Annotated in this window: 21 protein-coding genes; 9 read left to right on the plus strand and 12 right to left on the minus strand. The window is 51.9% G+C overall.

Annotated features, from left to right (window positions below):
- Nucleotides 1-3: 3 nt before the first annotated feature.
- The 7 genes from cdaA to B2310_RS10955 form a co-directional block, all read right to left on the minus strand.
- Nucleotides 4-834: a diadenylate cyclase CdaA gene (gene cdaA / locus B2310_RS10925; RefSeq protein WP_173365355.1), complete on the minus strand. Its 831-nt coding sequence runs from the start codon at nt 832-834 to the stop codon at nt 4-6.
- Nucleotides 821-1,732, minus strand: a complete 912-nt coding sequence (gene folP / locus B2310_RS10930) for a dihydropteroate synthase (protein ID WP_173382609.1) — start codon at nt 1,730-1,732, stop codon at nt 821-823. The genes cdaA and folP overlap by 14 nt, the downstream gene beginning before the upstream one ends.
- The gene (gene ftsH / locus B2310_RS10935; RefSeq protein WP_290731459.1) at nt 1,733-3,877 is read right to left on the minus strand and encodes an ATP-dependent zinc metalloprotease FtsH; all 2,145 of its coding nucleotides are present in this window, start codon (nt 3,875-3,877) and stop codon (nt 1,733-1,735) included. It lies immediately after the preceding gene.
- Entirely contained in the window at nt 3,877-5,067 is a 1,191-nt protein-coding gene (gene tilS, locus B2310_RS10940; RefSeq protein WP_290731463.1) for a tRNA lysidine(34) synthetase TilS, read from the minus strand. The genes ftsH and tilS overlap by 1 nt, the downstream gene beginning before the upstream one ends.
- A 3-nt stretch (nt 5,068-5,070) precedes the next feature.
- Nucleotides 5,071-6,255 (minus strand): hypothetical protein, encoded by a 1,185-nt coding sequence (locus B2310_RS10945; protein ID WP_290731466.1) that lies wholly within the window; start codon nt 6,253-6,255, stop codon nt 5,071-5,073.
- Nucleotides 6,256-6,508: 253 nt separating this feature from the next.
- Nucleotides 6,509-7,828, minus strand: coding sequence for a histidine-type phosphatase (locus B2310_RS10950; protein WP_290731469.1), 1,320 nt, complete (start codon nt 7,826-7,828; stop codon nt 6,509-6,511).
- Nucleotides 7,829-7,889: 61 nt separating this feature from the next.
- Nucleotides 7,890-8,492: a hypothetical protein gene (locus tag B2310_RS10955; RefSeq protein ID WP_290731472.1), complete on the minus strand. Its 603-nt coding sequence runs from the start codon at nt 8,490-8,492 to the stop codon at nt 7,890-7,892.
- A 176-nt stretch (nt 8,493-8,668) separates the two neighbouring features.
- On the opposite strand from B2310_RS10955, the gene B2310_RS10960 reads away from it, so the two are divergent.
- From B2310_RS10960 to B2310_RS11000, 9 genes are all read left to right on the plus strand, one after another.
- Nucleotides 8,669-10,171: a hypothetical protein gene (locus B2310_RS10960; RefSeq protein ID WP_290731475.1), complete on the plus strand. Its 1,503-nt coding sequence runs from the start codon at nt 8,669-8,671 to the stop codon at nt 10,169-10,171.
- Nucleotides 10,172-10,173: 2 nt separating this feature from the next.
- A complete protein-coding gene (locus tag B2310_RS10965) occupies nt 10,174-12,489 on the plus strand; it encodes an ankyrin repeat domain-containing protein (RefSeq protein ID WP_290731478.1) in 2,316 nt (771 codons plus the stop codon).
- Between the two features lie 14 nt (nt 12,490-12,503).
- Nucleotides 12,504-13,358: an FISUMP domain-containing protein gene (locus B2310_RS10970; protein ID WP_290731481.1), complete on the plus strand. Its 855-nt coding sequence runs from the start codon at nt 12,504-12,506 to the stop codon at nt 13,356-13,358.
- 10 nt (nt 13,359-13,368) lie between these two features.
- Nucleotides 13,369-13,923, plus strand: coding sequence for a YbjN domain-containing protein (locus tag B2310_RS10975; protein WP_290731484.1), 555 nt, complete (start codon nt 13,369-13,371; stop codon nt 13,921-13,923).
- A 137-nt stretch (nt 13,924-14,060) separates the two neighbouring features.
- Nucleotides 14,061-15,455, plus strand: a complete 1,395-nt coding sequence (locus B2310_RS10980; RefSeq protein ID WP_290731487.1) for an AgmX/PglI C-terminal domain-containing protein — start codon at nt 14,061-14,063, stop codon at nt 15,453-15,455.
- Nucleotides 15,456-15,468: 13 nt separating this feature from the next.
- On the plus strand, nt 15,469-16,005 hold the full coding sequence (locus B2310_RS10985) for a hypothetical protein (protein WP_290731490.1): 537 nt from the start codon (nt 15,469-15,471) through the stop codon (nt 16,003-16,005).
- Nucleotides 16,006-16,016: 11 nt separating this feature from the next.
- On the plus strand, nt 16,017-17,009 hold the full coding sequence (locus B2310_RS10990; protein WP_290731493.1) for a hypothetical protein: 993 nt from the start codon (nt 16,017-16,019) through the stop codon (nt 17,007-17,009).
- Nucleotides 17,010-17,040: 31 nt separating this feature from the next.
- Nucleotides 17,041-17,616, plus strand: a complete 576-nt coding sequence (locus B2310_RS10995) for a hypothetical protein (protein WP_290731496.1) — start codon at nt 17,041-17,043, stop codon at nt 17,614-17,616.
- Nucleotides 17,617-18,140: 524 nt separating this feature from the next.
- Nucleotides 18,141-19,136: a TonB family protein gene (locus tag B2310_RS11000; protein ID WP_290731500.1), complete on the plus strand. Its 996-nt coding sequence runs from the start codon at nt 18,141-18,143 to the stop codon at nt 19,134-19,136.
- 74 nt (nt 19,137-19,210) lie between these two features.
- On the opposite strand, the gene argC is transcribed toward B2310_RS11000, so the two are convergent.
- From argC to B2310_RS11025, 5 genes are all read right to left on the minus strand, one after another.
- Complete coding sequence (gene argC, locus B2310_RS11005; RefSeq protein ID WP_290731503.1) at nt 19,211-20,176, minus strand: N-acetyl-gamma-glutamyl-phosphate reductase; 966 nt, start codon at nt 20,174-20,176, stop codon at nt 19,211-19,213.
- A 29-nt stretch (nt 20,177-20,205) separates the two neighbouring features.
- Complete coding sequence (locus tag B2310_RS11010) at nt 20,206-20,703, minus strand: YchJ family protein (protein WP_173365366.1); 498 nt, start codon at nt 20,701-20,703, stop codon at nt 20,206-20,208.
- Nucleotides 20,704-20,876: 173 nt separating this feature from the next.
- Complete coding sequence (locus tag B2310_RS11015) at nt 20,877-21,497, minus strand: methyltransferase (protein WP_173365367.1); 621 nt, start codon at nt 21,495-21,497, stop codon at nt 20,877-20,879.
- Nucleotides 21,491-22,564 carry a 23S rRNA (adenine(2503)-C(2))-methyltransferase RlmN gene (rlmN, locus tag B2310_RS11020; protein WP_173382602.1) on the minus strand — a complete coding sequence of 358 codons (1,074 nt, stop codon included), beginning with the start codon at nt 22,562-22,564 and terminating at the stop codon, nt 21,491-21,493. The genes B2310_RS11015 and rlmN overlap by 7 nt, the downstream gene beginning before the upstream one ends.
- A 102-nt stretch (nt 22,565-22,666) precedes the next feature.
- On the minus strand, nt 22,667-24,949 hold the full coding sequence (locus B2310_RS11025; RefSeq protein ID WP_290731510.1) for a penicillin-binding protein 1A: 2,283 nt from the start codon (nt 24,947-24,949) through the stop codon (nt 22,667-22,669).
- Between the last annotated feature and the right edge of the window lie 39 nt (nt 24,950-24,988).

Here is a 24,988-nt window from a genome sequence, read left to right on the forward strand (position 1 = left end):
TGGCTATTCTTCGATTTCCACTTTTTCGGGCACGGCAATTTCTTCGTGGAAGAGTTCGGCCCAGTGGCGCTTGATTTCGGCTTCAAGTTCCTTGATGGAAAGCTTGCGGCGCAGGCTGTTGCGGTAGGCGATAGAAATGCCGCCGGTCTCTTCGGAAACGACAATCACCATGGCGTCGCATTCTGCGGCGAGCGCCTTGGCTGCACGGTGGCGCATGCCGTAGCCCGCATCGCCTTCTACGTTTCCGGTTGGCATCGGCAAAATGCATCCTGCCGCGACGATGCTATGGCTGTTCAGGAGCACAGCACCGTCATGGAGGGCCGAATTCGGAAAGAACAGTGCTCGAAGCAGTCGCGAACTGATTCGTGCGTTCAAAATTTCTCCGGTCTCCTCGTAGTTGCGAAGGCCAACGCGCTTTTCGAGCACGATGAGCGCGCCCACATGGTTCTTCGCGAGGTCCTGCACGGCGTTGGTGATGGATTCCGTTACGTCGTCGAGGCCGCTGGAATGGAAGAAAAGCTGGCGTAAGTCGGCTCGGCTGATGGTCTGGCCGATTCGCGTAAGGGCACTTCGAATTTCCGGCTGGAAGAGGATGACGAGGGCGATAATGCCGATGCTCGTGAGGTTGCTGAGCATCCAGGAGATGCTTCGCAGTTCCCACCACTGGGCGATGAGCCATGCGCCAATGAGCAGGAGGCCGCCTACAATCATCTGTACGGCACGAGTGCCGCGGAACAGCAGGAACACGTAGTAAAGGATGATGGAAACGAGCAGAATGTCCAGGATGTCGGCCATTCTCACGTCTATGACATCAAAAAGTTTAAACAGTACCATGGGTCTTCAGCGCCTCCAGGTAAAGTATAGATTCTTTTGTCTCCCGCACGTCGTGAACGCGGAGTACGGATGCACCCCCGAGGACTGCGATAATGCCTGCAGTGATGGTGGGGATGAGCCTGTCGCTCTTTTCGAGGCCCGCAATCTTCCCGATATAGGACTTTCGGGAAGTTCCCACGAGGATGGGGTAGCCTTCCGCAAGGAATTCTTCGGTGGATTTCATCAGGTCGATATTGTCCTGAGCGGTCTTCCCGAATCCGATGCCGGGGTCGATGCAAATTTTGGACTTCTCGACGCCTGCCTTGATGAGGGCTTCCGCGCGAGACAAGAGCTCCTCGCGCACCTCTGCGACCACGTTCGCATAGGGCTTGAAATCCTGCTGCATGGTGCCGAAGTTTCCGCGCATGTGGTTGAGGACCACGCTTGCGCCGGTGCTTGCGGCGACGCCCGCCATTTCGGGGTCCATCGCGCAGGCGCTGATGTCGTTTATGATGTGCGCTCCGAGTTTCATGCATTCGCGCGCGACACGCGACTTTACGGTATCGACCGAGATGTAGAATTCGCGGGAACCCGGATTGTCGAGGTCTCCCGAAATGTTTGCAAGCTGTGCGAGCGCTTCCACGACGGGGCACACGCGGTCCATTTCTTCCTGCTCGCTTACGGGTGCGCTTCCGGGCCTGCTGCTTTCGCCACCGATATCGAGAATGTCTGCGCCCTGCTGCAGGAGCGATACCGCATGCTCGTAGGCTGCCTCGGGCGAGTTGTGCTTGCCGCCGTCAAAGAAACTGTCCGGAGTCACGTTCACGATTCCCATCACGAGAGGTGTAGAACAGGGGATGACCTTGTTCCCGACTTTCCAGGGGAGGGCGCGACTTTGTTCCAGGACAGGCTTCAGCATCTACGAGTTTTCCTGTTCGTGCGGTTCGACTGTAGTTGAATGAGCTTCGCCGTCGCTTGCCGGAGTCGTACCGCCAGCGGGGGCGGGCTTGATTTCTGCAACGGGTGCATCGGCGACCGGGGCTACCGGCGGCTGCTTTCCCGGGTCGGGCGGGGGCGTCTCTTCGCGCTTCTTCTTTTCGGCCATCTCTTCGAGAGCCTGGTACTGGCGGCTCTTCTTGGTGCCGGTGAGCTTTTCGCCCGCCATGACCTTGTCGATTTCTTCGCGGTCGAGCACTTCAAACTCGAACAGTGCTTCGGCGAGGTCGATAAGCTTGTCCTTGTGCTCTTCGATGAGCTTGCGTGCAGCTGCATCCAGACGCTTGATGAGGCTGTTGACCGCGTTGTCGATCTTCTCGGCCATCATCTCGGACATTTCCTTCGGTTTGCTTATTTCGCGGCCCAGGAACACTTCGCCGTCGGTGCGGCTGTAGCATACCGGCCCGATTTCGTCGTCGAAGCCCCATTCCGTGACCATCTTGCGTGCAAGTTCGGTGGCGCGCTGGATGTCGTTGCTTGCACCCGTGCTCTGGTGGTTGAAGAATATGAGTTCTGCAAGGCGGCCCGACATCATAATCATGATGCGTTCTTCGGCGTACTCGCGGCTGTAACTCACCTGGTCGCGTTCCGGGAGGCTCATCGTGACGCCGAGAGCGCGGCCGCGCGGGATAATCGTAATCTTGTGGAGCGGGTCGCTGTGCTTGCACAGGAGCGTCATGAGGGCGTGGCCCGCTTCGTGGTAGGCGGTGTGGCGCTTCTCTTCGTCGGTCATCAGGAGCGTGCGGCGCTCGGCACCCATGCTGAGTTTGTCGCGGGCTTCCTCGAAGTCGAGCATCGTCACCTTCTTGTTGTTGAACCGCGCGGCGAGCAGGGCGGCCTCGTTCACGAGGTTCTCGAGGTCTGCACCGGCAAGTCCCGGCGTTCCCTTCGCGATGGCCGATACATCCACGTCCTTGTCGAGAGGTACCTTGCGCTTCTTCAGGTGCACCTTCAGGATTTCTTCGCGGCCCTTGAGGTCGGGCAGTCCCACCACGATCTGGCGGTCAAAGCGTCCCGGACGGAGCAGCGCCTTGTCGAGCACGTCGGGGCGGTTGGTGGCTGCAATCAGGATGACGCCTTCGTTTGCAGCGAAGCCGTCCATTTCCACGAGCAACTGGTTCAATGTCTGTTCGCGTTCGTCGTGCCCGCCGCCGAGGCCTGCGCCACGCTGGCGACCTACGGCATCGATTTCGTCGATAAACAATATACACGGAGCGTTCTTCTTGCCGGTCTCGAACAGGTCGCGCACGCGGCTTGCGCCCACGCCCACGAACATTTCCACGAAGTCCGAACCCGACATGCTGAAGAACGGCACTCCCGCTTCGCCAGCGACTGCGCGTGCGAGGAGAGTCTTGCCGGTACCCGGAGGCCCGACGAGCAAAGCACCCTTCGGGATTCGTCCACCGAGCTCATCGTATTTTTTCGGGTCCTTCAAGAATTCCACGAGTTCCTGCAAGTCCTGCTTGGCCTCGTCGCAACCCGCCACGTCGTTGAACGTGGTCTTCTTCTTCGGGTCATTGCCGATAATCTTTGCCTGGCTCTTGCCAAAGCTGAACGGATTCTTGCCGCCACCGCCCATCTGGCGGCTCGTCATTATCCAGAAGAACGCGATGAGGATAATGACCGGGAGGAACGCCATGATGGTGTCGAGCCACGTGGTCGATTCGTGGATGACCTTCACCTTCACGCCCTTGAACATTTCCCAGGCGGTAATCTGATCGTTGGAAATTTCGAGCATGTGGCTCGTGAAGTGCTTGGTGTCACCCGCATTGTCGGAACGCGTGAAGCGTGCGATGGGACTCCTGTTCTTGTTCGCTTCGGCAATCTCTTCGGGAGTGAGCTTGTAGGCACCCTCGATGATGATGCCGTCGGGAGTCTTCTGCAGCGAAAGTTCGGTAATGACCTTGGTGGAATCTCCCATCATGGCCAAGAATTCAGTGCGTGTCAGGTTTTGTTCCTTGTCCTGCCCGGTAAGCGGGAACATCACGAACAGCATGACAAGTATAATAAGAACAATGATAAAGTTCCGATTCTTGAACGGGGAGGCGGGCTTCTTGGTTTGGCTCATTATAATCCTTTTTCTTTCATCTCGCAAGATACAAATTTCTGGGCTTCCTCGGGGGTGCGAAATTCGCAAATCTTGATGGTATGGCCGATTTTAACGATAGAACGCCTGCGGTAGGCCGCCCGGTGCGGTATTTTGACATGGGCAGGCTCTTTCGGGCTGTAGAAGAAGCCGATGGGGAAGCGGAAACCCTGCTCGGCGAGCCACAGGCGGAACATCTCGGAAAGGTCGGCGTTTGCGTGTGCCTGGAGCACATTGTGGAGCGTCTTCTTGTTCAGGGTAATGCTTTGAACAATCCTGGCCTCCTTACTTGTCATCCCCGCGTAGGCGGGCGGACAGCACTTAACAACTTGTTGTTTAGTGCGCATGGCCACCAAGGTGGGAATCTCCTTTACAAGGGGCTCCTTGCAAAGCGCGCCGGAGAAAAGAGTATCGCATTTTTCCATCACCTTCGCATAAGCCCTGTCGGCAATTTCCGCAATCCGGCAGAGTTGTGCTGTCGCGCCGGGGGACTCCCGTTCCAGCAGGGGCAACAGTTCGTGCCGTACCTTGTTGCGGGCAAATTTCACGTCGGCATTGCTTTCGTCTTCGCACCAGGTGAGGTTGTTTTCGCGGGCGTAGGCGAGCAGTTCCTCGCGGGTGACGTTAAGGAAAGGACGGTAGATGAGGTGTGTAGTGTGAAATGTGCCGTGTCCAATAGAGTCTAACGCCCGCAGCGATTGGATTCCCCGCAATCCGGCGAGTGTCGTGCCGCGGCGGAGGCGCATGTACATCGTTTCCGCCTGGTCGCCCGCATGGTGCGCCGTGACGATGATGCCTTTATTGTCATTTCCGCGCAGGCGGGAATCTCCAATTTCATTTACAATCTCGACCAGCGCCTTATACCTTGCGTCCCGTGCGTTTTCTTCGAGCGAACTTTCGGCACTTTTTAACGCTTCGCCATCCAACTTTTTCAAGAAAAACGGAACGTTATACTTGCGCGCGAACGTCTCGACAAAAGCGGCGTCGCGGTCAGCTGTTCCTTCGCGCAGCCCGTGATGCACATGTGCAATTCCGAGCCATTCAATGCCGAGTACTTCGCGGTTAACAATGAAATAATGCGCCAGGCAAATGGAATCCAACCCGCCCGAAACTGCAAGCAGCAGGCGTTTGAAACCATGACGGCGGATATTTTGCGTTAAATCAAGACTCAATTTTTATTTCAAATTAAATTGCTTGATGCATTCATCGAATTCTTTCTCGTTGTCGCTGGATCCTTGAAGTTGTTTGATGAATGTTCGATGGATGTTGCTGTATTCGCTTTCGACGAAATCTTGGCTGTGGTCGCCGTTTTCGCAGTACTCTTGCGTTATTTCGACATTTCTTTGCCACCAGGCGCAGGTGATTCCTTGAAAGGTTATTTGATTAGTGAATGTTGAAATTTGCGTGGGGGCCATCTCTAATGTGTGGTTGAATGAAACCTCGAAGATTTGGTTGTTTACGGAAATGTCGGCCTTATTTAAATCCTTGGCGACAATCCACAAGTCTTTGCTTATAAAGACTGTGTCGGTAGGAAGTTCCTGGACTTTTTGAAGTTGATTATTGCAGGATTCCTCTTTTTGTTCGTCATTAAATAAATCATAGATGACGCCGCAATATTGTCGTGGTTCGGGTGTGTAGCTTGATCCTGTGATTTTGCTGCGGGTTGTTATGCTTCTCTGCTTAGGAGTCAGTGTAAGGGTGATTTTATAGTTGGAAGGAATCTCAGCATATATTCCATGATAGATTCTGCCGACACATTCCCATGTTGAAAAAATGGATTTGGAAGTACCGACGTATACGGTTGCGGTTTCTATGGTTTCGCAGGAGTCTCCGATGTAATCGCATTCGTATAGAGTGTCATTAGACATCTTGAATCCGAAGGAATGGTCTATCATATATCTAAGCGAGTCTCCGCCATATTCGGATTGGAACATAGTTGGCGACACGTCGTACCTGTCAAAAACGCCCGTGTAGTCTTCCGCTATCCATTTGAAAGAATTTGTGGCGGAATCGTAATCGCATTCCTCTTCGAGGAAATAGTACCTGAGATGTTCTTCATCAAAGAAAGAAAAATGGTCGATGCTTATTGTGGTAATCCAGCCGTCATCCGAAGGCAAAGATTCCCCCTTGTCGCTAGAAGAATTTGCTTCTTGAACGCTTGAAGAAGAATTCTGTTCTTCCTTTTTTTCAGAAGACGAACTAACGATTTTTTCGTCCGAAGATGATTCGATAGCAACTTCTTCTGAAGAAGACGAAAGTTCTTGGTCATCTGCAGACGATGAATTGTCGTCGCCGCAGGCGACCATCAGTAGGGCGGAAAACAGAACGCAATATGCTTTTTTCATATCAATCCTTTGCATGTCCTAAAAAATAATTTATATTTCCCCCTCAAGGAGGCCCCTATGGCTAAAAACAGAGCGAAAGCAGCGGGCAAGGTTGCTGATGCCGCAACGGAAAGCGCAAGAATGCGAACGCTACGCATAGACGGCTCCCAGAACGGAGCCACGTTACGGACAAGAATCGTCCGCGACAAGACCAAGTACAACAGAAACATTAAACATAAAAAGTCCCTCGCCGATGCGAGGGATTTTCCTTTATACAGGCAGTCGCAGGTTATTTGCCCGTTGCAATCTTGCCGTAAGATTCCTTGACGTCATCCCAGCGGTAATACGGGGTGGCGGGGCAGTTCTTTACTGTTGCTGTATCGCATGTCACGGGCAGTTTCTGCTCGATTTCGTTGAGCATCACTTTCACTAAAATCGGGGCGCCCTTCTTGCTGGACTTGTAGAATACGAGCTGTATGTTGGCGGCCATCGGGCTGATTTCATAGTCGCGCCAGACCTTGTGCAGGTTTTCCATGTCTGCGGTTTCGATGCCGGTGTTCTGCGTGCCGTTTTCTAGCTGTAAAAGCACTGCAAACGGGAAAATCACCGTATCGTGGCCGAAGCGGAGCGTCGCTGTGGTCTTTTTCGCGGGCTTCTTACCTGCGGTTTTGTCTGTTTTGGCTGTGTCGGCAGCAATCACCTTGTCGGCTTCATCCAGAACGTTTTTCAAGAGCGGGCGGGCGTTGTCGAGCCCCTGTTTTTGGGCGAATGGATTGTTGCCGAGAACGCTGTACCACCAGGCGTTCTGTGCATGCCAGCGAGCGGCAAGGTCTTCTTCGGTCCACAGGTCGTCAAAGTTGAATTCGATTTCGGGGCTACCTTGCAGGCTGTTGCCGATTTCATAAATCTTGCTGAAAAGGTCGCCTGCGTCTACATTCTTCTGGATGTAGTTGGAATCATTGAAAATCGTTCGCATCATGCGAGTCGGATTCACGTGGCTGTAGAGTTTTTCGTTTTCTTTTTGCCAGGTGGGGGTGTTCGATTCACCGATGATTTTCCCGAAGTCGAGCGGGCTGATGAAACTCATCAGGTACTTGCCCGATTCCTGGTGAATTTCGACCTTGGGCTTTAGCGCATGCAGTTCTTCGAGGAATGCTGCCATGCTCACGACGCAGCGTACGCTGGTGCTGGCGTAGGCTTCTACATAGGCGTTATTCTTGAAAACTTCAGGGAAGTTCTTGACCATGCGCTTTGCGATTCCCTGATGCTGGGCCACGCCGAGCTGGGTCAAGTCGCCTGCACGCGGGGCGGCGTATTCGTCCAGGAACTTGGCGCGTTCAAGCAGGCTCTTGCCGAGGTCCGTGAGCTTGCCTAAGGAATCCGCCTTGGCGAGCGTATTGTACAGCGCATGATAGTGGTCGGCCGGCTGGTGGAATCGGCTGCCGTGCCTGCCGTAGTGGCTCAGGTAAAATGGCTTGTAGCCTGCGGGTGCCTTGGTGTATTTAGCAGTCGGAGTGGGGTAGGCGTAGTAATTGCTACCCATCTGGTGACGGTCCTGGGCAAAGCAGACGATTGCGACAACAAACAAAAATGCGAATGTTTTTTTCATAATGCGACCTTTTGCCTAAAAATAATAAAGTCGCAAAGCATGGAGATAAATGAAATCTTTTTTAAAAAAGGATTAGCATGTTCATCCCCGCCGCGGAGTTGGCTATGTTGAACGTTGGTGCGAGGGTGAGCTTTGTGCCGTTATGTTGTTCGTCGCGCCTGCGTTTGTAGATTTCGTGCGCTTTTTTGTATGATTCCAACTGATTGTAGAGTCCGTCCTTGTTGAAAAGCGCGTATAGGTTGTAACTGAGGCCCACAACTCCGACGGCTGTTAAACCTATAGAAACGATGAAAAGTTCCGTTCTTAGCGCCTCTTTGAGCGATTCCTGGCCATCGGAATCGAATCCGTCTTTGGCGTACATGGCGGTAAGGACCCCGCCGCCGCCAATTAGCATTCCGCCAAGAATGGCGAGATTTGTCTTGTGGCTGATATCCTTCTTCTCTTGCTCGATCAGGTTACGGTAGTGCTCGTTGAAATCTGTTCGGGTTTCTAGGGCCAATCTTTCCGCTTCCAGGGAATCGGATGTGAAAATGGATGGTGGAACTTCGACGCTTGCGCCTGCTTGGGCGTAGCAAAATGCTGCCGTGGCCAATAAAATAAATAAGGCTCTAAACATAATTCTCCTCGTCCGCAATATATATAAAAGGAGGATGTCGTAGTCCATGAAGGTCAAAATCTGCTGATAAGGTGCAAAAAATGACGTTTTGATGGATTTTGACGGGCTGGTTGTTCGTAAAAATGAGAGAATAACAACGAAATGTTGCCTTTTTTTTTCGTTGACGCGTTTTTGTAAATTTCTTTTTATATTTTTTGAAAAGATATGTTAATAAAGGATGACCTATGAAAAACAATAAATTCGTTGCAGCTATCTGCCGTTTCTTTGGCAAGATTAACCAAAAATGGTTGAACCTGAAGCCCAAGAGCACGGACCGCCTGACCCAGATCGAGGAAAAGTACGATTTCCCGGCAACCCATATTGTGGGGCATGTCGGCACGGCGGTTGCCATAATCGTCTGCATTGTGGGCGTAATTATGGTTATTTGGGGCCTGACTCCGGTTATCAAGCGTAGCGTGTCTGCGCCCAAGATGGTTGAACAGCAGGAAGTGACAGCACAGCAGGTTCAGGAATGTGCTCAGAATATGAAACCTGCAAGGACCTCGGGTGCCAGAAAGCCGGCTGCTCGCCGTGTTGTTTCTCGCGAAGGCGATGAAGAGTCCGAGGCCCTGCCGCCGGATGTCTCTCTTGCAAAGCTCCAGGAGGCCATGCCTTCCGTGAAGCTCACCCGTCCCGGCAAGAAGCTGATATGCGAACATAGCGAAGGTCACTACGAATACGGTGATTTCGGTGATTGGATTTATCCTTCCCGCTGCTATGTCAGTGGCCAGATCGACACCAAGGCTGGTGCCGAGATTCATGCCAAGCTGCAGAGAATTTATCCGTTTGACAGTGTGAGCCAGCAGGTGACTGCGGACAATTTGGCAGACCGCCTGATGCGCTACCAGGTCGCGGTCCGCCCCGCTATCTTGAAAACCTCCTTGAATTGGCTCGAAGGCGTGGCTGAAGTCGAGGAACTCTGGACCCTTTGGGAAACTATCGATGGTATTATTGGAAACGCTGCGGATGCATCCATTACCATGGATGTGGATAAGCTCTTCGACCAGTTCGCCGATTTCATGCTCAAGAATGCCGAAACGGGTCGCCCGATATTTGACAAGTTGCTCAGGCTCGTGAAACTTGCTCCGGGGCAGGACCGTCTCAAGACGTTCAGGACGGCCCGCTCTGCATACAAGGATTTCTTGAACCTCTACTATGTGAGCGACGAAACCTATGCAAAGTTTGGCGCAGAACTGATCGCGGGTGATGCTGGCTATGAACAGTTTGCCATGATCTTCAAGGTCGGCATGCCTGAATACAAGGAATTCAAGAAGGAATTCAAGGCCAATCCTGCCTACAAGGTCAATGGCTATGCAAGGGACGAATGGCACAAGGCTACGGATAAGTTCCTTTCCATGACTCAGCTGCATGTAGGTTCGGACTTCTACTACAACATGACTTGTTTCTACGAAGCGTTCCTTGCAGAAACGAACGAGCGTGTGGCCGAAAACTACAGGCTTCTCCGCGACTACAATGCGGAGAGGGAAGAGGCTCTGCGTGAAGCCAACGAACGTGCCGAATCGCAGAAAGAACTTGTCCCGAAGGGCAAGGAATATGTCAAAGATGGATTCCTCGCGATTCTCATCATTATCATCGCCCTGGCCCTCTTCTCGCTCCAGCGTTCGTTGAAGCGTTTGGAAAAGGCGCTTGTTAAGGATTCTCAGGACAACGAAAAGCAAGGGGAATAAAAATGCGCTTTCGACATTTTGCCGTTGTGCTTGTCGCGGCCTTCGCCTCGCACGCTTTTGCTCAAGATTGTGCGGCTCAACGCGGTGAATGGCTCAAGCAGCACCATAAGTGCTTGAAATTGTTTAAGGAGGCGGTTGCGGAAGACAAGCAGCCCAAGAGTGGCTTGTTTGAACCCCAGCTGGACGCCTTCATCAGCTGTTTCGATGAGGAAAAGAATCGCTTTCCTCAGTTCATTGCAAAGGACGGTGAATGCAAGGACTTTGTGCCCGCGAAGCTCGAGAAGAACTTCGAGGAGTTTACGAAGGCCTGCTTCAATCGTTCTAACATGGACAAGTGCGGCGAAATGTTGAAAGACAAAAAAATCGACAACATCAGGAATGCCGAAGGAGCGACACTCCTGATGATGGCCGCGAAGGAATGTGACCTCAAGGCATTTAACTATTTGCTCTCGCAAGGTGCCGACGTCAAGAGGTGGGATCATCGCGGACGCGGCATTATGCACTATGCTTTGCAACATGAGTATTTGGATGCTGAAGAAGGCAGCGACGAGGCGGAACTGAACTCCGACCTTGCTCAAAATCAGGATGAAATCATCCGGCAGCTAATCGAGAAGGGTGCTTTGGTCAATGATATTGCGTTGGACGGTGCCATGCCTCTTGGATATGCATTTGGAGTTACGAATAGGCAGAATGTCGTGAAAACCTTGCTTGCGGCGGGAGCCAAGCCTGCGCTTGCCTTTTTTAAGCCACGAGGCAAGTCTCAGATATCTGTATTGTCGGATGTCATTATCTCTCAAGGATCCACGGACAAACTGAAGGACATCCTTGAGACGGGGGTCAATCCTAATGATGTGGCCTATGCGGCAGTCCCCCTCTGGGGCTTGGTGTGGTCCAATAAAGAGATCCCGGTTGGTGATACGATGGCCGTAATGCTTTTGCAGGCAGGCTTGGATCCGAACGGGTACATTAATATGGATAAGACTCAGTCCGTGTTTGCGGACGTCATTAGGGCAGAATCTCCGATTTTTGTGATACAGGCATTCCTCAAGGCCAAGGTGGATTTGAACAACTTAATTTGGAACGGCGAACATTTTGACCCGATGCGGGTTGCTATTGAAAAAGGGAACGTGGGCATTGTCCAGGCCCTTTTGCAAGCGGGGTATGATCCCAAGACTAATGTGGCAACGCTTAAGAATGGCGGGAAAATCAATGCTCTTGAATTCGCTATTGTTTATAAAAACAAGGAAATAGTTGATTTGCTTCTCAAGAAAAAGCCGGACGTGAACAGAAAAATCCGTCGTGACGATGGCACGATTACAAATCCGCTTTGCCTTGCGGCATATCAGGAAGGAAACGCCGCTGTCGTGAAGTCCCTTATAGCGGCAAAGGCGAACGTCAACCAGAATTGCGGCAGTGATGACTCAACCCCGTTGACCGCTGCTGTGGACAATTCCGACGAAGATATGGTTCGTGTCCTTGTTAATGCGAAAGCAAACGTGAATGTTGTTCGTGAGGGTGGGTTTACGCTTCTTGAGTTTGCTCAATACAAGGAAAACTCGAATATCATCAATATGTTGAAGAAGGCCGGTGCACGTGCTCCCTTCCGTGGGGATTTTGTTGGCTTCTGTGCAGACTCGAATCTGACCGAAAAGATGGTTCTCGATGCTATCAGGGACGGTGCTGATGTGAACGAGGTCAAGGGTGACGACGGTTGGACCCCGCTTCATGCGGTGGCGTTGTTTGGTAGGGACCTCAAGGCCATGCAGGTGCTCATCAAGAAGGGCGCTTTTGTGAATGCGCAAACCAAGAGCGGAATGACTCCCTTCCTGATGGCCGCCAAGTTTAATTCAAATCCGGCCTTCGCTAAAATGCTCATGGCAGCAGGGGCCGATATCGATGCCCGCGACTCCGAAAATAACGGTTGGGATGCCTTGCAGGACGCCGTGGCGAACAATGGCCCCGAAGTTGTCTCGCTGTTGCTGGGCGCAGGGATGGCGCAGGGCTACAATGAAGCGGAAAAGAATCTTCTCGTCAGGATTGCGGTCAGGAACAACGACAATCACCGTGTGCTGATTACGTTGCTCAAGAACGGATTCCACGCTGAACCGACGAATTCTTGGTGGGAGAAGCCCTTAAATGTCGCCTTGGAATTCGCAAAGCCCATCGATATCATCAAGGTGCTAATTAGCGGCGGTGCCATTGTCGATGATTCGGCGATGAGAAAGGCAAGGGATCTCCCGATGGAAACTAAGGAACAGCAGAAGTACCGTAACCAGGTTATCGATATCTTGACCAAGGCTAAAAAGAAAAAACGTTAAAAAAGTAAATCGGTATGAAAAGAATTCCCTTGGTTACGGTGATTGTTCTTGTGGCGGCTTTGAGCGGAATTGCTGAGTCGCTAACCGATTCCCGTGACGGCCAAATGTACAAGGTCGTCGAGATAGGGGGCACGAAGTGGTTGGCCGAAAACCTGAACTTCAAGACGAAGAACAGCTTCTGCTACGATGACGACGAGTCCAATTGCAAACTGTACGGTCGCCTCTACACGTTCGATGCGGCTCAGAACGCCTGCCCGGACGGATGGAGGATAGCCTCGGAAAGCGACTGGAATTCCCTGAGCGATGCGGACTACCAGAAGACGCTTCAGGTGCAGCCGGCCGGATTCCGTAACAGTAAGGGAAAATACGAACTCGAAGGCCTCCGCGCCGATTTCTGGACGGATGGCTCGGCGAGCAAGGACAAGGGAAACTATGCCTACTTTAGCTTCAAGGCGCAAAAGAGCGACAAGAACAATTACAGCAAGAAGGGAGCCATGTCCGTCCGCTGTGTCGAAGGTGGCTCTGCAGCAGATGAGTGCGAAGACTTTGGCGGTGAAGGCCAAGGCTACTACGAATCGGTTGTTGAGCGGAAAGATTTCTCAGTATGGCAGAATATTCAACATGGAATGTGCTCTCGTGGAGCGTCAGAAGAGTTCCTGATAGTTTTCAAGAAGGGTTTTATGCTTAAATGTGATTGCCAGCAGGATGACGACTTCGAATCGTATGTGACATATGGCGGCGGAATCCCGAAATTTTGCGGTAAGTCCGGCAGTAAATGCTCGTCTTGCCAGCTAGATTCGTTCAAAGATTTGAAACAGTGCCTGCCAATGCTAAATGCCACTCTTAAAAATGGATTCTTGACAGAGTAGGAGAAAGGCTATGAAAAAGTTTGCCATATTTTTGTTGATATCTGCTGCATTGGTATTTGCCGCATCGGGACATTCTACGACATCATATGGCGGAGGTCAGCCTGCTATTGTTGAGCCGGGGAATCGTGCTGTCGCGTTTGACTCAAACAAGAGATTGAAGGGAAGCGAAGTCACGGTTCAAAATATCTTGAAATTGTTGTCGGGTAAAAATCTTGGACGGATAGATGAGGATGGTGATCTGTTTGTCACGGATGGAAATTATAAGGGATACGTATATGTTTACCCAGACAAGAAAATGGTGAAAATTTCAGCCTTGTGGGGTGGCAACCTGAAGGTTGACGAATCAGTTGCGATTGTTGTCGCCAACGAATTCAATGCGGGTAAAGTCTTGGGGAAAGCTTACTATTATCAGGCGGAAGATGGGGAAGGTCGGATGCGCCTGGTTTATGACTTTGTTTATGATGATGGAGTCAGCGCTGTTTTCCTTAATGAAACCCTCAACTGGTTTTGGGCTTTGTGTTCCGGTTTTTCGTCAATGATAAACGAAAAAAATTTGTTTGAGTAACGGGTATTTTTATGGTACGCCTTCTCTGGATTGCATTTGTGTTGACGGCTCTTTGTTTTGGTGCTGGCTACTCCGATTTTGGGCACTGGTTCGAGGCTCTGTGGAATAGCTGCATATAGGAAAAGGTTTGTTTGTTCATGAAAAATCTAAAAAAGATATTGTTCGGTATATTTGTCGCATTCTGTGCGCAGCAGGTCCTTGCCTATGGTCATTACGATACGAGCTCGGATTATGATGATGAAATTTCTGTAGGGGACGAAGCTGGAGGGGGTTTTCAGAAAGCCTCGTCGAATCAGAATCAAAATGGCTTGGCCCTTCATGTTGCTGTGACAGACAATTACATTGTTATCGGGGCGCGAGGTGGTTTTCAGCCGAACGTGTATTATGAAGTCCTGGGGGGGCGCTATCCGGATCGTTATGTAGCAATACAGAAGGAATCTGAGGAAGATCCCGGCCGTGTTATTTGGACGGTCTATTCTTCAAGAAATGGAGAACCGGACAGTGCCTATGTAGATGAAAACAATAATTTTCTCGCTCTTCCCGGTGAGGGTCCTTCGGGTATGCAACCGCCGGAATATCTGACTAAGCCCCGCGCCGGGACTGTTCTTGCAACGATTTCGCCCAATTCAGCCCGTGTGCTTAGCCAATGGGAGGCTCAAAGGGCTGTCGTTGCTCCTTTGTCTGTGTTTGACGTGATTGCAAAGGATCTAGTCGCTATACATACGCAGTTCAGTGATATGGAGGATGTTAATTGTGCGGGCTTGATTATAAGTAGCACTTTTTTTGACGATAATAGGCTCCGTGAATTGCGTCCCTTGATGAGCGCGTTGAAGAATGCGGGGTTCCGGAATATTTGCCTGTTTTTTTTGGATAAAGTGGATGAATCGGTAAAAAAGATGGCTTACGACGAACTCTTTTCTCCGCTCGGTCTTAAGCCTTCGAACAAGTGTGCCCCCATAATGCTTCTCACAGCTAAAAGCAAGACCGCTAGTGCTGCGGCTTATGACCTAATGAAAAACCAGAAGTTCTCTAAGGATATTGACCGCGTTCTGAAAGATGTTGCTGGCCTCCAGACGTCGGGAAAAACTGACGGCGGCTCCAACGAAGGGAACGGAGGTATTGGCGACGGACTTGCGGGGCTTTTCTGTGGCGACAGTTGTAGCAATAAAGGCGGTATCGCAACCAAGGCCAAGGGAAACGTAAAAACTCCGACTGCCCGTGATATCGACATAAGTGATGACGGTTTCCGCTCCGAATCGGACATCATGAAGGTCGTGCGCCAGCGTACTCCGGGCCTGCGCCATCTTTATAACAAGTTCCTGAAGAAGAGGGAAGGTTTTGCTGGCCGCATCGTCTTGAAGTTAAGGATTGCTCCGGGTGGTGAGGTTACTTTTATCTCGATTGTTTCCTCTACGACCGGATATGGCGAATTTGATGCTAGTATCAAGAACGCGGTCTCCAACTGGATGTTCAATAAGGTTGACTTTGGCAGTACGACGGTGAAGATTCCATTTACTTTCAGTGAAAATTAAGTCGAGATGTAGTATGCGCTTCCTTGTTTACATTCTTCTTGCTATTGCCATGACGGTTTGTGCTCATGCGCAAGAGGAATCCTATGAGGAAGACTTCGCCGACGAACCGTTCGATGAACAGTTGGCGGGAACGTTAAACACCCCGTTGAATCTGAACGATCCGTTTGACCAGTTTAACGGGAGTCTGTTGCATGCCGAATTTGACCTGGATGTCGAGGATGAAATGGACTTTCTCACGCCTCAGGGAGGTTCGTCGGAACAGGTCGCTGCCGCACCGAAGACATCTCCGAAACCGGCCAAAAAGAAGAGGAAGTTCCGGGTAAACTGGGGCAACTTCATGATTTCATCGGCTGTGCTGGTTGCAGGGGGCGCTGCCGCGTACTACGGTGACCTCAGGGCCAAGCAGGAACGTGATGCGGGGGTCCCGGCATCTAGAGTTGAGTTGAATGATCGCATTGATGCAGCAAAGAACTGGCAGATTATAAGAGCTATCGGATATTGTGTGGCTGGAATCGGAGCCCTTGGTGTTGTCCTGACACTGGCTTTTTGAGGGGATTGCGTATGAAGGTGTTGCTGTTCTTGTTGTTCTTGGTTCTGGCTGGATGTACGCAGTCTAAATTGGTTATCGAAGGAGACGCTCTTTCGGACAAAAAGTCGTTCGAGGCGAAAACGGGATTCTTGTCCGTGGTCTCGGCCGAGTCTGCGTGCGACGCAAAGGAAGTTTGCCAAAAGAAGAACGGAACCTTGATTTTGTCGGGCGACAGCCTGAAGGCCGCTGTTCCTTTTCACCCCAACCAGGTCTTTGCGGCCCCGCTCCCGCCGGGCTATTATGAGGTTGATTCCATTGCGTATTTCTGCGAAGGGAGCGATGCCCACTCGAAATTCTCGTGGGGCTTTGACGGCATGCCCGACAAAAGGCTTTATTTGAAGATACCGCATGTAGGCTTCTGCAAGATGGACATCCTGGCCGCATCCGAGCTTTCGCTTGTTCCCGGAAAGCAGGAAATTGAAGCGAAGAGGCCTTACGGCAGTCTTGCCGTGAATCTGGAAAAGCTTCCCGATTGCCTGATATATTCGGATGATGTCCTGTACAAGGAGAAACTTGTCGTATCGGGCCAGAGCTCTTGTCTGAATAGCGATGACTTTGTCTGGAAAAATATCGGTGGTACGGCAAAACTGAATACGGAAAAAGCGGGGAAGGTATCGGTTTCGTATTCGGACGATGTTGTTGCCTCGAAGCCAAATGTCGTGGCGGAAATGAAACAGAAGAAGGACCTTTCGACATGCTCGGTCTTGTCTTACAGTTACCGGGGCTCGGGACATGTGTTTTTTGCGACGACGTCCCTTTTGGGAGGCTCGTTCGTTACGGTGCCGGTCCTGATAAAGGATTCGGAAGATTGGCGTCAGGTTACGCTTCCCTGGAATAATCCGAATGTTGCCGGAGAAGTTTCGATGGAAGAATTCAGGAAATCGCTTATAGGACTTACTTGGAGAATCGAAGGTTATTCCTCTGTGGGCAACTATTTGGAGATAAAGAACGTCCGTTGCGAATAGGTGCGGGTTGTTTTGCAAAAAGGAACTTGAAATGGCTAAAAGAATAATTCAAGGATTTATTTTTGCGTTAACGTTGGTTGCTTTAAGCAGCTGCGCAATAAATCAGACCTTCGACAAATGGGATTTGAGAAACGAAGCCGCTTTCGAAGGCGAATCGGGGGTAATCGGTGTTGTTCATGCCTCGCTCTCTGGTGCCTGTGACTCGGAAACGGGAGAAATCATCCTTTATGGACCTGACGGAAAAAAGGAACAGATTGACTTTGTGTCGAACAGGCTGTTCGCCTCTTACCTGATTCCGGGAACCCACAAAATTGAAGAGGTCCGCTACCGCTGTAATTATACTACCCGGGCAGGGACAACCATCAATTACTTGAAGTGGTATTTTGACTCGGATAATATGTTTGCGAAAAACAAGTTGTTTAGCAAGTCTGGCAATACCGTTACCCAGACATTTATAATTCACGGAAGCGCATTGGTAAATGTTCCTGAAGATGGTTTCTGTAAATTTGCTGTGAGCCCTGATAAAGAAGGGCGATGGAGCGGTGGCATTGATTTGAAAGATGATAGAATAGCGATTGATTTGAATAGTGTTCCATCTTGTCAATAATAAAGGTTTGTAAGACTATGAAACGGCTTCTCGCTTTACTTTTGCTTGCTCTTTGCCTGCCCGGCTGTACGGACTATGCCGCCCAGCTTGAGGATGAATACGGGGAGATGGTGGATGCCCAGGTGTCGAGTTGCTCGGAACAAAGTAATCCTGTTTATTTATCAAGCAGTTCTACGACGTACTATACTCCCACATCAAGCAGTTCCGTGACAAACTATACCAAACCCAAATCGAGCAGTTCTGTGGCTAGCGTTGCGGTATGTGGCAGCAATACTTATAATCCCAAGAAAGAATTCTGCAACGACAATGTCGTAGATACGTTTTGCAATACAAGTTGCTGGTCTGCAGATGAAAGTCAATGCTCTAGCTGCTTAAATGGCGTGTCTTGCAATGGTTTCCCTTATAACCCGAAGAAATTTGCTTGTGTTTCGGGAGTACTCCACCAACTGTGCGATGCTAGCTATTTTGGGCACTGGTTCGAGGCGCTGTGGAATAGCTGCATATAGGAAAAGGTTCGGTTGTTCATGAAAAATCTAAAAAAGATATTGTTCGGTATATTTGTCGCATTCTGTGCGCAGCAGGTCCTTGCCTATGGTCATTACGAAACAAGCTACGCTCCGGCATCTTTTGGACCTGGCAAAAGATTGCAGGAAAGCGACGTCAATACAGAAAACCTGTTGAAACTCCTGGAAGGTGAAACTCAGGGCCGGATTGATGAGGATGGTGACCTCTTTATTACAAATGGAACCTACAAGGGCTATATCTTTGTATATCCCAACCAGAAACTTGTAAAGCTTTCTGCAACGTGGGGTGGAACCCAGGATGTGGATGAATCCTTGGCTATCGAGACGGCAAACCAGTTCAATATTGATAAAATTTTGACGCAGGCCTCATTTCTCAGACGTGACAATGGGGATGGCGTCATGCGGTTGACATACCAATTTATCTATGATGGCGGAGTGAATCCCGTCTTCCTGAACAAGACGTTGGAATGGTTTTGGACTTTGTGTTCTGACTATTCGGATGTAATTAATGAAAAGGGATTGTTTAATTCTTCCTTGTCAGGTCACAACAAGACGGGTGACGGCTTCAATGAGGGCTATGCAGAAGGTGGGGCTGGTGGTATTGGTGACGGCCTAGCAGGTCTCTTCGGTGGCGGTAGTGCAACCAAGGCCAAGGGAAATATCAAGACTCCGTCTGGAGATGATGTCAAGATGGGTGCCGGTGGTGGATCTCGTTCCGCTGCTGACATCATGAAGGTCGTACGTCAGCGTACTCCGGGCCTGCGCCACATCTATAACAAGTTCCTGAAGATAAAACCGGGATTCCAGGGTAAGGTTACCCTGAAGTTCACGATTGCTCCGGGTGGTGAAATTATCAGTATTTCCATTGCGTCCTCTACGACCGGGTATGGCGAATTTGACGGCGAAATTAAGAACGCCGTGAGTCGCTGGACTTTCAGCAAGGTCAAGTCTGGTAACACGACTGTGACGATTCCGTTCACCTTCAGTGAAGATTAAGTCGCTGTTTGCATTTAAACATTTAAGCCAGCCGCAATCGGGCTGGCTTTTGTATAATCGTTGCCGGTTGTTGCCTAGACCAGGCTGATGCTTTCGTCGAGGCCGAGCGCGATATTCATGTTCTGGATGGCGGCGCCGCTGGCGCCCTTGCCCAGGTTGTCGATAATCGTCGTCACCTGCATCACGTTCTCGTTGCCGAACACCTGGATGCGGGCGTTGTTCGTGTCGTTACAAACGGTGGCGTCAAGGCGGCCGTTGAACAGCACGGGGGCTGCTTCATACGGCATGACCTTCACAAAACGGGAACCTTCGTAATGCTTCGCCAAGATTTCGGTGAGGCCTTCGGGGCCGACCTTCTTGGTGAGTTCATTCGCGAAGATGGCGACCGTCACCGCCATGCCCTTGTAATAGGGGCCGAGTACCGGGTTGAAGAACGGCGTGTTTTCGAGTTCGCAGTACTTCTTCATTTCGGGAAGGTGCTTGTGAGCGAGCGCGAGCGCGTACGGGGCGGGCGCCATGATGGCCTTCGATTCGCCGGCAGCATGCGAAAGGGCTGCTGCTTCCTCATATTCGGCGATGAGCTTCTTGCCGCCGCCGGAATAACCGGTAATGCTGTAGGCGGCGAGGTTTGCGCTCTTCGGGAGGATTCCTGCGGCAACCAGCGGGTGCACGCCGAGGATAAAGCCCGAGGCGTGGCAGCCGGGGTTCGCGATGCGCTTGGCTTTTGCAATCGCTTCGCGCTGGGCGGGGCTCAGTTCCGGCATCCCGTAGGTCCAGTCCGGATTCACGCGGTGCGCGGTAGAAGCGTCAATCACGCGGGTGTTCGGATTTTCGCAGAGGGCTGCACTTTCGACAGCGGCCGCGTCGGGCAGGCACAGGAACGTCACGTCGGACTCGTTGATGAGCCTCTTGCGTTCGTTAATGTCTTTGCGGAGTTCAGGAGAAATGCGCAACACTTCGATGTCGGTGCGCTTTGCGAGTCTCTCATAAATCTGCAGGCCAGTGGTCCCTGCTTCACCATCTACGAAAACTTTGAACATCTTTCTATCGGATTGAGGTTGAAGGTTGATTACTTGCCTGCGCCGCAGCACTTCTTGTACTTCTTGCCGGAACCGCACGGGCACGGGTCGTTGCGGCCGACAACCGGACCTTCGTGACGGACGGTTTCCTGCTTCACTGCACGGCCGTCGTAGAAGAACCATGCGCCGCCCACCTTGTGGAATTCGCCGAGTTCGTGGTGGTTGCGGGTGATGTTTCCCTGCTTGAAGCGTGCGACGAATTCGACCCAGCCGATGTTCTTCTCTTCTTCGGTCTTGGTCTGCTTGATCTCGATGCCGAGCCATTCGGAGTCGCGGCTCCAGGCTTCTACGCTCGGTTCGTCGAAGTCACTGCGCTGGCTAGCTTCGAGGGAGTCCTTGAGCCAGGCGATTTCGTGCTTGGCGTAGGCTGTATAGCGTGAGCGCATCAGCGCTTCGGGACTCTGGGCGAGGGCAGTTCCCTTGATGATGGGTTCACAGCATTCGCAGTATTCTTTTCCAGATCCGCAGGGGCATAAATCTTGAGCCATAGTTTAATCCTTGTGTTTTTGTTTGGCGGCCATGCCGCATTAAAAATTTTGAGGAAAAATTAGAAAAAAATAGGAATGGAGAAATTGGACGCACAAAAAAAGACGAGAGCTTTTCCAGTCTCTCGTCTTTTGTCGCAAGCTTTTTGTCTATAGGCTCGTTGAGCCGTTCTAGATTACAGGCATTTCTTCAAAAGCCAGATTTCTTCCTTACCTTCGCGGCCGGGGATGCTATTTACGGGCTTGATGCGTTCCACCACATCGAAAACGCCGCCGAGGCGCGCCATGAGTTCGCCTTCGCTCGTTGCATGGGGAGGGCCCTGCAGCGTCTTGCCGTTCATGAGCGGGTAGAGGAAAAGGATCAGGACGCCGTCGTCCTTGAGCATCTTGTAGCAGACTTCGAAGAACTCGTCGCGCCGCCCCGGATGGATGGCGGAGAAAGTGCAGTAATCGTACACGATGTCGAACTGCTGGCCACCGCGCTTGGGGTCCTTGGGGGTGAGCGTGAAGAGGTCAAGGTCGAGCGAACGCAAGTTCTTGTGCTTGCGGCTCAGGTGGTCGAGTTCGTCAACGGCCGTGGGCGCAAAGTCTACGGCGAGCACTTCGTGGCCGCGTTCGGCCCAAGCTTCTGCATCGTAGCCGAAACCTGCTCCGGGAATCAGCACGGAGCCGGTAGCCGGGCAAGAGGGGTGCTTGAAAAATTCGAGCAGGGCAGGGGTCGCCTTCTTGAAATTCCAGTAGTCCTTGCCATCGGCATAGAGGTTGTCCCAGAATTCCGGGAGGTTCTGCGTTAACATTCTTTACCTTCCTTTTTGTACGCGAGTTGCCCGCAGGCGGCGAGGATGTCGCGGCCGCGCGGGTTGCGGATCGTTATTTGAATTTCGGCGGCACGCACGGCGGCGAGGAAATCCTCGACCTCTTCGGGCGTGGGGGCGTGCAAGCTCGGGTCATCACCGTCATTAAGCACGATTGCGTTCACCTTCACTCGGCGGGGGGCGCAGATGCGGATCAATTCCTTTGCGGCCTTAGGGGTGCAGGTGATGTCCTTGATGAGCACGAACTCGAACGTCACATAATTATCGGTGCGGCGGATGTATTCGTCAACCGCTTCGAGGAGTTTCTCGATGGGCCAGGTCTTGTTCACCGGCATCACGGACGAACGGTATTCGTTGTTCGTGCTGTTGAGACTTACGGCGAGGCAGCAGGGCGTATTGCGGTCGACAAGTTCCTTGATTTTCGGGACAACGCCGCTTGTACTCACGGTCATGCGCTTTGCGCCCATGTTGAAGAGACTCTGGTTGTGCAGGGTGCAACAGACTCTGTGCACGTTTTCCAGGTTGTTGAGCGGTTCGCCCATGCCCATGAAGATGATGTTCGTGACCTGGGCAACGTTGCCTTCATCGTTCAAGAGACCGGCCTCTTTCAGGTACCAGTTCACATTGAGGATTTCTTCGAGGATTTCGCCCGCTTCGAGGTTCCGGGTGAAGCCCATCTTTGCGGTGCGGCAGAAAGCGCAGTTCATGGCGCAGCCCACCTGGGTCGACACGCATACGGAGAAGCGTCCGTTGGCTGGAATCATCACGGTTTCGATGTGGTGGTCGTCGCGCGTCCGGAAGAGCCACTTGACAGTGCCGTCGACCGATTCCATGCGCTGTTCCTCGATGAGGGATCGGATGGAAAACTGTTCGGCCAGTTTTTCGCGGAGCGAGGGCGGCACGTTCGCCATTTCGTCGTAGGATTTTACCTGTTGGCAGAAAAGCCATTTCTGGATTTGATCGGCGCGGTATTGCTTCTCGTTTACATCGCGAAGCCAAGCCTTGAGCTCGTCAGTCGTGAGAGATTTTATGTCGCGCGGCCATTCCATGGTGGCCGTAAAGATAGAAAAAAAACAGTTTTTTGTTAAGGGTAAAAAAGCTTTTCAATCCCTTTAAAAATAAGGGATTGAGGCTATCTTGCCGGTCATGCGCTAGAACATTTTGCGGGGCTTTTTCGGCCCTTGCGTGTTTTCTGCGGCACCCTTGTTGCTGAAGAGCGTTGCGTCGTCGGCGGACTTGGTTTTCACCTTGTAGTGGTCGCCATCGCAGACTTCGTCGGGATAGTTGTTGGTGGTGTAGAGGCAGTATGTCTTTTCGGTGCAGAATTCACCCGCGAGTTTACCCGTGACGTTGCAAACGCCGCGGCTGATGACTCCGCTCGGAACGGGGAACGATTTCTGCGGAAGACCCTTGTGAATCTTTGTCATGACGGCAATCCATGCGGGAAGCGCGTAGTTGCCGCCCGTATGGCCGACGCCCATGGAGACGGCCTGGTCGAAACCGACCCAGACGCCCATGGTGTAATGCTTCGTAAAGCCGATGTACCAGGCGTCGGTGTAGTCGTTCGTTGTTCCGGTCTTGCCGCCGCTCGGGTGGTTGAATCCGCTCTGTGCGACCTTGAATCCGGTTCCGCGGACGTTTACGTCTTTCAGGATGTCGACCATTAGGTAGGCTGCGGAGGGCTTCATCACGACACTTTCGACCTTGGAATTCTTTTCGATTACTTCGCCGTTCTTGTCTTCGATGGATTCGATCATGTAGGGCTCGATTCGGGTTCCTCCGTTCGGGAATACTGTGTAGGCCGAGGTCATTTCGAGGAGCGTCGCTCCGACAGACCCGAGGGCGAGGCTCGGAACCGCTACGAGCGGAGCCTTGCGGATGCCGAAGGCGCGGGCGTAGTTCACCACGTTGCTCAAACCGTATTTCGAGGCGGTGAGGATGGCGGGGATGTTTTTCGAACGGTAAAGCGCCCTGCGAAGCGACATCATGCCTTCGAAGTTCTTTTCGGAGTTGTGCGGTCGCCACATGCCGGTTGCCGCAGTCTCGTCGGTCATGGTGATGGGAGCGTCGTTCACCGAGTCGCAGGGGGAAGCGCCGTTGTCCATGGCGACGGAGTAGACGATCGGCTTGAAGGACGACCCAGGTTGACGCAGGGACTGGACGGCGCGGTTGAATCGCGATGTGTTAAAGTCGCTGCCGCCGACCATTGCGCGAATTGCGCCCGTCTCGTTCTCGATAACGACTGCCGCCATTTCTACGTCATGGTAGCGGATTTCGGGCGGGTAGCGCCATTTCTTGATATTTGCGGAAGTGTCCTTGCTCAGGTAGTCCTTCTTGAACAGGGTGTAGACGCTGTCGAAGTGGACGAGAACGCTGTCAAGTTCCATGTTGTACTTGTCGGCGAGCTTTAGGTTCTTGGCCGCCTTCTTCTGGAAATCCTTGCGGTATTTCTTGACTGTCGACTGGATGACGCTGTCTGCGAGTTCTTGGATGTCGGGGTCAATGGTGCTGTAGATGGAAACTCCGTCAGCGTAGAGCGAGTTCTGCCCGTACTTCTTTTCCATGTACTTGCGGATTTCTTCGTAGTAGTAGAGGCCGGAGCCCGTTTCAGGTTCCTTTTCGGCGAGCGCGATGGGGGTCGCTATGTATTTGTGGTAGTCTTCCTTGCTGATGTAGCCTGCGTCGTACATGGCGAAAAGGACCGTGTTGCGACGTTCGAGCGATGCCTTGGGGTGCTTGTCAGGGCGGTAGGATTCGGGCGCCTTGAGCATGCCCGCTAGCACGGCGTATTCCGGAATGGTGAGGCTGTCGAGCGGTCGGCCGAAGTAGTATTTGCCTGCGGCCTGGAACCCGTAGTTGCCGCCTCCCAGGTACACCTCGTTCATGTAGAACTCGAGAATTTCCTGCTTGGTATAGGTCTGCTCGATGCGGATGGCGGTCATCGCCTCTTTGATTTTACGGGCGATGGAACGTTCCGGCGTGAGGAACAGGAGCTTGGTCAATTGCTGGGTGAGGGTGGAGGCGCCGCGGAGCTGCTTGCCGCTGAGGGCGCTCTCGACGATTGCCGACGGGATGGCCCAGACGTTCATGCCCCAGTGGTTGTAGAAGGCGCGGTCTTCGGTCGCCATGACGGCGTGGATTGCGTCTTCGGGGATGGAATCGAACGAGGTCCATTCGCGGCGTTCCACGAAGTACTTGTGCACAATTTTCCCGTTCATGTCGTAAATGTTGGTGACGAGCTTCGGGTTTATTTGCTCTAGCTGGGCGAGGGAGGGGAGCTCCGGCAGGTAATGGTTATAGACGATGACGACTGCGACAAATCCGAGAATTATGGGAAAGCAGAGGATGGCGAGGCAAATGTCGAACTTTTTGTCGGAGAAAAGCTTCTTTGCGATGGTCAGGCAATAGGCTAGGATGGACTTGACTTTTTTCATCGTTAATTCTTGGATATAAAAAAATTATTCAACAAATTT

Origin of the sequence: Fibrobacter sp. UBA3629 (assembly GCF_002374005.1) — a bacterium.
GTDB lineage: Bacteria > Fibrobacterota > Fibrobacteria > Fibrobacterales > Fibrobacteraceae > Fibrobacter.

What these genes read in the sequence shown, in the direction of transcription:
- cdaA (WP_173365355.1), bottom strand. Translation starts at nt 834, where the DNA reads ATGGTACTGTTTAAACTTTTTGATGTCATAGACGTGAGAATGGCCGAC.
- folP (WP_173382609.1), bottom strand. Translation starts at nt 1,732, where the DNA reads ATGCTGAAGCCTGTCCTGGAACAAAGTCGCGCCCTCCCCTGGAAAGTC.
- ftsH (WP_290731459.1), bottom strand. Translation starts at nt 3,877, where the DNA reads ATGAGCCAAACCAAGAAGCCCGCCTCCCCGTTCAAGAATCGGAACTTT.
- B2310_RS10945 (WP_290731466.1), bottom strand. Translation starts at nt 6,255, where the DNA reads ATGCAAAGGATTGATATGAAAAAAGCATATTGCGTTCTGTTTTCCGCC.
- B2310_RS10950 (WP_290731469.1), bottom strand. Translation starts at nt 7,828, where the DNA reads ATGAAAAAAACATTCGCATTTTTGTTTGTTGTCGCAATCGTCTGCTTT.
- B2310_RS10955 (WP_290731472.1), bottom strand. Translation starts at nt 8,492, where the DNA reads ATGGACTACGACATCCTCCTTTTATATATATTGCGGACGAGGAGAATT.
- B2310_RS10960 (WP_290731475.1), top strand. Translation starts at nt 8,669, where the DNA reads ATGAAAAACAATAAATTCGTTGCAGCTATCTGCCGTTTCTTTGGCAAG.
- B2310_RS10965 (WP_290731478.1), top strand. Translation starts at nt 10,174, where the DNA reads ATGCGCTTTCGACATTTTGCCGTTGTGCTTGTCGCGGCCTTCGCCTCG.
- B2310_RS10970 (WP_290731481.1), top strand. Translation starts at nt 12,504, where the DNA reads ATGAAAAGAATTCCCTTGGTTACGGTGATTGTTCTTGTGGCGGCTTTG.
- B2310_RS10975 (WP_290731484.1), top strand. Translation starts at nt 13,369, where the DNA reads ATGAAAAAGTTTGCCATATTTTTGTTGATATCTGCTGCATTGGTATTT.
- B2310_RS10980 (WP_290731487.1), top strand. Translation starts at nt 14,061, where the DNA reads ATGAAAAATCTAAAAAAGATATTGTTCGGTATATTTGTCGCATTCTGT.
- B2310_RS10985 (WP_290731490.1), top strand. Translation starts at nt 15,469, where the DNA reads ATGCGCTTCCTTGTTTACATTCTTCTTGCTATTGCCATGACGGTTTGT.
- B2310_RS10990 (WP_290731493.1), top strand. Translation starts at nt 16,017, where the DNA reads ATGAAGGTGTTGCTGTTCTTGTTGTTCTTGGTTCTGGCTGGATGTACG.
- B2310_RS10995 (WP_290731496.1), top strand. Translation starts at nt 17,041, where the DNA reads ATGGCTAAAAGAATAATTCAAGGATTTATTTTTGCGTTAACGTTGGTT.
- B2310_RS11000 (WP_290731500.1), top strand. Translation starts at nt 18,141, where the DNA reads ATGAAAAATCTAAAAAAGATATTGTTCGGTATATTTGTCGCATTCTGT.
- argC (WP_290731503.1), bottom strand. Translation starts at nt 20,176, where the DNA reads ATGTTCAAAGTTTTCGTAGATGGTGAAGCAGGGACCACTGGCCTGCAG.
- B2310_RS11010 (WP_173365366.1), bottom strand. Translation starts at nt 20,703, where the DNA reads ATGGCTCAAGATTTATGCCCCTGCGGATCTGGAAAAGAATACTGCGAA.
- B2310_RS11015 (WP_173365367.1), bottom strand. Translation starts at nt 21,497, where the DNA reads ATGTTAACGCAGAACCTCCCGGAATTCTGGGACAACCTCTATGCCGAT.
- rlmN (WP_173382602.1), bottom strand. Translation starts at nt 22,564, where the DNA reads ATGGAATGGCCGCGCGACATAAAATCTCTCACGACTGACGAGCTCAAG.
- B2310_RS11025 (WP_290731510.1), bottom strand. Translation starts at nt 24,949, where the DNA reads ATGAAAAAAGTCAAGTCCATCCTAGCCTATTGCCTGACCATCGCAAAG.